Source organism: Thermoanaerobaculia bacterium (assembly GCA_035260525.1).
Taxonomy (GTDB): domain Bacteria; phylum Acidobacteriota; class Thermoanaerobaculia; order UBA5066; family DATFVB01; genus DATFVB01.
On the sequence record DATFVB010000086.1, the window covers coordinates 1 to 5,339 of the forward strand.

Here is a 5,339-nt window from a genome sequence, read left to right on the forward strand (position 1 = left end):
CGACGTCTGAATTAAGGACGCGCGAGGGCGCGGAGCCGGCTCAGGGAATGCCGCCCGTAAGTATCGTCGCGAGCTTCTCCGGGTCGATGTTGCCGCCCGAGACGACGCACACGACCTTGCCGGGCCCGGTTCTCCCCGTGAGGGCGGCGGCCACCGACGCGGCTCCCGCGCCTTCCGCGACGACCCGGTTGCGCTCGACGAGGCCGCGGATGGCCGCCGCGATCGCGGCGAGCGGCACCGCGATCGACCCCGCCAGCAGCTCGCGCACCATCGGCCACATCTCCGGAAGGAGCCCTTTCGACCCGATCCCGTCGACGAAGCTCGCGGCGTAGGAGGGCGCGACCGGCATCTCCGCCGCGAGCGACGGCGCGAGCGGCGCGGCGGTCTCCGTTTCCGCCGCGAAGACGCGCGCCGAGGGGCGAAGCGCCCGGAGCGCGCAGGCGATCCCGGAGGAGAGGCCTCCGCCCCCGTACGGGACGACGACCGCGTCCACGTCGGGCAGGTCCTCGAGGATCTCGAGTCCGATCGTCCCGTTGCCGGCGATCACGGCCGGGTCGCTCACCGGATGGACGAAGAGCTCGCGCCGCTCCGGGGAGCCATGCTCGGCGAGCACCCGCCACCACGCGTCGAAGGGCCTCTTCTCGATCGCCGCCCCGAGGCGCTCGATCGCCCGGAGCTTCGCCGCCGGGGCGTGCTCGGGAACGATGACCGAGCAGGGGACGCGCCGCTGGCGCGCCGTCCAGGCGACGCCCTGGGCCATGTTTCCCGCGCTCGCGGTATAGACGCCGCCGGCGAGCTCCTCCGGAGACGCCTTCCCGATGGCGTTGGCCGCGCCGCGGATCTTGAACGAGCCGATCGGCTGCAGGTTCTCGAGCTTGAGATGGATCTCGAGACCCGCCGGCTCCTCGCCGTTCCACCGCACGAGCGGCGTTCGGATCGCCGTGCCCGCGATCCGCTCCCGCGCGGCGCGGATCTCCTCGAGGGAGACGGGGGAGACCGGCGTCACGCCTCGCGCCGCCCGCTCGCGTCGATCTCGACCCCGGCGCCCACTTCCGTGGCTCGCCGCCAGACGTGCTCGGCGGCGGCGACGTCCTCGATTGCGAGGCCGAGCGACTTGAAGAGCGTGATCTCGCCGGCCGAACGGCGCCCCGGGGTCCGCCCCGTGAGCACGTCGCCGATCTCGCCGCGGATGTGGTCGTCGCCGATCGCCCCTTCCGCTTTCGCGAAGAGGAAGTCTCCCGACTCGTTCACCGTCGACTCCCGGCGATCCACGAAGAGCGCGCACCGGGCGACCGCCGCGCCTTCGAGCTCGCGCGCCGTCGCGACGCTCGATCCCACGGCGTTGACGTGAGCGCCCGGCGAGAGCCAATCCGCGCGGAGGAACGGGTCGCGCGAGGAGGTCGTCGTGCAGAGGATTTCGGCGTCCCGCGCCGCCGCCTCGGCGGAATCCGGCGTCTCGATCGCGATGCCGTGGCGCTTCCCCTCGCGGTCCGCGAACGCGCGCGCGGCCTCGACCGACAGGCTCCAGACCCGAACGCGGCGAATGCGGCGCACGGCGAGCATCGCGGCCAGATGCGTCCGCGCCTGCGTGCCCGACCCGAAGATCGCGAGGTCGCCCGCGTCCTCGCGGGCGAGCAGGCGCGTCGCGAGGGCGGAGACGGCGGCCGTGCGGATCGCGGTGATCTCGGTCGCGTCGGCGATCGCGAGGAGCCGGCCGCGTTCTCCCTCGAACAGAAGCACGACCCCCTGGTGGGAATCGAGCTCCGTTGCGTGGTTGCCGGGGAACACCGTGACGACCTTCGCGCCGAACCGTCCCGGAAGGTAGCCGGGCATCAGGCCGAGGCCCCCGCGTCGGTCCGGTGTCCAGACGATCGTGCGGAGCGGCAGCAGCGCCTTTCCGTCGGAGAGCGCGCGAAACGCGTCCGCCATCGCCTCGATCGCCTCGGCCATCGGGAGGAGCCGCCGGACGTCGGCGGCGGAAAGAAACAGACTCATCGAGCTTCGAGCTCGGCGACGGCGGGGGCCGCGGAGCGGCACGATGCCGATTGCTGCAACGAGATGCCGGCGCGCCGCGCGAGGGGGCGGACGTCCGGCGGAAAGTCAGCGGCGTACCGGGTTCGACGAATCGAGTTCATGTCCGCGCCGGCGGTATTATGTCATTACTTTGCCGAGACTTGCCATCTCGTGGCACGAAAAGTGCTGCCTGGACCGGTGGAGGTACGTGTGATGAAAAAAGCCATGGCCGGAATCGGCGTCCTGGTCATCGCCGCGGCGTGGGCGGGGATCTCGCGCGCGAGCGACGACGTCGTCGTCACCGGATACGTCAGCGACAGCATGTGCGGCCTCGACCATTCGGCGATGCAGGACAAGCACGGCGGGGTGGCGCGATTCTCCGACGCGGCGTGCGTGAAGGCGTGCGTCGAGGGGGGCGCGAAATACGTCCTCGCCGACCGCGAGGGGAACCGCACCTACAACCTGAAGGACCAGCACAAGCTCGAGAAGTACGCCGGACAGCGCGTCCAGATCCGCGGGGAGTTGAAGGGCGACATGCTCGACCCGGACAAGGTGACGTTGGCGCCGTAAGAGTGTCGAAAAGTCACAGAGTCGAAAGTCTGAAAGTCGAAGCCCCGCGCAAGCGGGGTTTTCGTTTTTTCGACGCGGTAGACCGCTACGCTACGGTCGACGGTGAACGACGGCGGGCGACGTTCGCGGGCCCGGCATCACGGGGACCGATCGAATCGGCGGTGTCCGCTCGAAAACACCCGCAAAGTAACTCCCTGCGTGGAGCGTTCCGGTTCCCTTCGCGAGCGAGGTCACGAGAGTTCCTTCCGGCAAGGTCGAAGATATGTCCACCCAGGTTTCCCCACGATCCGGGCTGACGAAAACGCCGTTCTCCGTACCCGCGAAAATGGTTCCAGCGTGAACCGGGTCGGCGACGACGGCGGTGACCTTACCCACGAAGGGAGTGGGCGCCCAACTGCGTCCCCCATCCTCGCTTCGCGACACTCCTGAATCGCCGGCGCCGAAAAGCGTTCCGGGCGTGAATGGATCCGCGATCAAGAAGCTCTCTCTGCCGATACCCGGTCCAGCTCCGATTTCAGACCAGGTTTCTCCCTTGTCATCGGACTCGAATTCCCCCGGCCCATAGAGCAGATAAAGAACCGACGGGTTCCGCGGGTCCAAGGCGAAGGAGGCGACGCTCCCGGGAGCGCCCGGATCCACATTCGTGAAGGACACGAACCCGTCCGTCGATTTCGCCAGATGATATCCGCCAGTGTTGTGCGAAAGGGATCGCGTGTACACGACGGAGGGTTCCGAAGGATCGACGGAGATCGACGTCATCGACTCGAATTTTCCGAGGTAAACCAAATTGCTCCATGACGAGCCGCCATCGGTTGTCTTCGACACGGTGCCATACTCGAAATACGAGCTCTCCTCGGCCATCGCGTATACAGTGTCAGGATCGGCGGGGTCGACCGCGAGCGACAAGATCGTGAATCCTTCGAGACCGGCTGGCGACCATGAACCTCCCGCATCCAAGCTCTTCCAGACGCCGTCCCGGGTTCCCGCATAGACCGTCGTTGGCTGCGAGGTGGCAACCGCCAGCGACCAGACGCCGCCAACCGTCTCGGGTGGACCGTTGCTCGTCCACGCCACGGGAGCCGAACGAAGCGGGCTTCCCCAAATGACAAAAGCCAGCAACCAACATGCTTTCGTTGCGGTCATCTTTCGCACCATTCCGGTCTTGAGCATGGCGGAGAAGACCGTAGTCTCGGTCGAACGGGACGGGTAAATGCAAACGGATCCCGTTTGATAGCAGCCATCCTCCCGAATATGTACGGCCGCCTACCGCTTGTCGTCACGAAGGCGATCGCACGCTCTCCGGGGCGCCCATCGCACGGGGCAGCCCGCCGCGATGCAACCGTGCGGCGGTCGCGCGAGGCGGGGGGAGCAGCTGTCCGCCGGAAAGGACGGCAATCAGCCTCACCGACACGATGTGATTCTCGCTTTCGCGGGAATGACAAACAGGTGAGGGCGACTGGCTTTCTTCGCGATCCGAGCAGCGCGAGGTCGCGCTGGTTGCTCGGGCCGGGGGCTCCGGAGCGGTCGAGGGCGTCGAGCCCGAGCCGCGCAGGCAAATCGCGAAAAGTCTCCGCGGGCCGACGAAGCGGCCGTACGCCAGTGCGGCAGCCGGCCCGAGGAGGAGGTTCGCGATTTGAGAGGCCGCCAGCGGTCGAACGCGTCCCGCGCGAGCCGTGCGGCCGTCTACTGCCAGCGGAAGATCTTCAGCGCCACCGCGAACGTCACGATTCCCCAGACGACGAGAATGGCCATCTCGCCGGCGTTCGACGCGAGGGACTTCCCCTCGAGCATCACGGCGCGCAGCGCGTTGTTCAGCGCCGTGAGCGGAAGCGCCTGGATGAACGGCTGGATCGCCTTCGGAAACCGGTCGGCCGAGAAGAACGACCCGGAGAGGAGCCACATCGGGATCATGACGAGGTTCATGAGGCCCGAGCCCGTCTCGAGCGTCTGCGCGCGGGCGGTCGTCAGCAGCCCGATCCCCGCGAACGTGAACGCGCCGAGGACGCAGAGCGCCGCGAGCGACAGGATCGACCCGCGGATCGGGACGCCGAAGACGAGCACGCCGAAGAGCAGGATGAACGGCACCTCGAAAACGAGGAACACGCTCCGGCCGAGGAGGTGCGAGAGCAGGTAGTCGCGCTTGCTCATCGGCGTGGCGGCGAGGAGCTTCAGCGTCTTCTTGATCCGCGAGGTCAGGACCGAGAAACCGATCCCCCACATGCCGGTGCCCATGAGGTTCAGGCCCAGGATTCCGGGGAGGAGGAAATCGATGTAGCGCGAGCCCTTCTCGCGGACGAGCTCGGGACGGGAGGGCATCGGCTCGGGAGCGCCCGCGGCGCGCTGCACCGCGTGGTCGAGCGCGAGCCGCGCCGTGCGCGCCTCCGGGCGGCTCGGATCGTACCGGAAGCGGAGCGGCGTCCCCGGCTCGACGAGGAGCGCGATCTTCCCGAACGTCAGGGCGCGGCGCGCCTCGCTCTCGTCGGCGAACTCGCGCACGGCGAGGTCCGCGTCCCTTTCGACGGCCGAGAGGATCTGCGGCGGGAGCGCGCCGGACTCGATCCCGACCGGGATCTTCTCCGGCGGTTTCTCGCGGAACGCGAAGCCGAGCGCGAGGCCCATCAGGATCGGGAAGACGAAGACCCAGAACACGGCGCCCGGCTCGCGGAAGAAGGCGAGGATCCGGATTCGGGTGAGCTCGAGAATCGGCGGCGCGACCGGCGTGTTCGCACGTATCTTCCCTTCTTTACCGGGTGGGG

General features: G+C 68.3%; 5 protein-coding genes. 1 reads left to right on the plus strand and 4 read right to left on the minus strand.

The window, feature by feature from the left end:
* Positions 1-40 precede the first annotated feature (40 nt).
* The gene (locus tag VKH46_04120) at positions 41-1,006 is read right to left on the minus strand and encodes a pyridoxal-phosphate dependent enzyme (GenBank protein HKB70005.1); all 966 of its coding nucleotides are present in this window, start codon (positions 1,004-1,006) and stop codon (positions 41-43) included.
* Entirely contained in the window at positions 1,003-1,995 is a 993-nt protein-coding gene (locus VKH46_04125) for an ornithine cyclodeaminase family protein (protein HKB70006.1), read from the minus strand. The genes VKH46_04120 and VKH46_04125 overlap by 4 nt, the downstream gene beginning before the upstream one ends.
* A gap of 243 nt (positions 1,996-2,238) precedes the next feature.
* Here VKH46_04125 and VKH46_04130 point away from each other — a divergent pair, with 243 nt between their 5' ends.
* A complete protein-coding gene (locus tag VKH46_04130) occupies positions 2,239-2,583 on the plus strand; it encodes a DUF5818 domain-containing protein (GenBank protein ID HKB70007.1) in 345 nt (114 codons plus the stop codon).
* A 90-nt stretch (positions 2,584-2,673) separates the two neighbouring features.
* Here VKH46_04130 and VKH46_04135 read toward each other — a convergent pair whose 3' ends face one another.
* Entirely contained in the window at positions 2,674-3,753 is a 1,080-nt protein-coding gene (locus tag VKH46_04135; GenBank protein ID HKB70008.1) for a hypothetical protein, read from the minus strand.
* A gap of 513 nt (positions 3,754-4,266) precedes the next feature.
* Positions 4,267-5,339, minus strand: a 1,073-nt coding sequence (locus tag VKH46_04140) for an ABC transporter permease (GenBank protein HKB70009.1), incomplete at its 5' end; no start/stop codon positions are given.

Bases quoted from the DNA above. Each gene is read 5' to 3' on its own strand.
- VKH46_04135 (HKB70008.1), bottom strand. From the start codon at position 3,753: ATGCTCAAGACCGGAATGGTGCGAAAGATGACCGCAACGAAAGCATGT.
- VKH46_04130 (HKB70007.1), top strand. From the start codon at position 2,239: ATGGCCGGAATCGGCGTCCTGGTCATCGCCGCGGCGTGGGCGGGGATC.
- VKH46_04125 (HKB70006.1), bottom strand. From the start codon at position 1,995: ATGAGTCTGTTTCTTTCCGCCGCCGACGTCCGGCGGCTCCTCCCGATG.